Origin of the sequence: Komagataeibacter oboediens (assembly GCF_003207815.1) — a bacterium.
Taxonomy (GTDB): domain Bacteria; phylum Pseudomonadota; class Alphaproteobacteria; order Acetobacterales; family Acetobacteraceae; genus Komagataeibacter; species Komagataeibacter oboediens.
Genome location: NZ_NKTX01000253.1, coordinates 1 through 631, shown reverse-complemented (window position 1 = coordinate 631; position 631 = coordinate 1). Strand labels below are relative to the sequence as shown.

Sequence of the window (631 nt, the reverse complement as noted above, 5' to 3'; positions counted from 1 at the left end):
GAGGGAGGAAGATCAAGGCACCGGAAGCGTGACACGACAGAAAAATCCCCAAAAGTTGCATACCTTCAGGATTTCTCAGCTTCTTTTCCGCAGTACAAGGTAAGCTCCCGGCGACTGACGCCTTGCTGAATACTTCTGGTCTGGTTCAGCTATGAAGCATGAGCGATTTAAGAGATAGGGACGCGGTACTACCTGCGAGTGTCGCAGGTAGTACCGCAGAGAGGCTCCAAAGGAGCGGTAGAGAGACAGGCGAGCGGGACAGGCTGGCGGGCGCCTCGCGGATCGAGATCGTTTCGGATCGCCGCCGCTGGCACGCCCCTGAATTTCGCGCGCGAGTGGTCATCGCGTCCTACGAGAGCCGACGCCCCATAAGGGAGGTGGCTGCACAGTATGGGATCCATCCAAGTCTGGTGTTTCGCTGGCGGCGAGAGGCTCGGGCCAAAGGCGGGACATCGTTCATACCTGTCATGGTGGCCCCGGCCCCCGAGCCGCAGCCATTGGAGCGTCGGAGAGAACAGGGAACGCTGTCCGACCGAGCCGTCAGCCTGGTCTTTCCGGACGGTGTGCGGCTGGAGTTCGACACAGGGCTGTCCGCTGATCGTCTGCGTGAGATTGTGGGCGCACTACGATC

The 631-nt window shown here is 60.4% G+C and carries 1 protein-coding gene; it reads left to right on the top strand.

Annotation, left to right across the window (positions count from 1 at the left end):
- Nucleotides 1–158: 158 nt before the first annotated feature.
- Nucleotides 159–631 (top strand): IS66-like element accessory protein TnpA (gene tnpA / locus CFR80_RS18680; protein ID WP_181418231.1); only part of this gene is annotated, 473 nt, incomplete at its 3' end.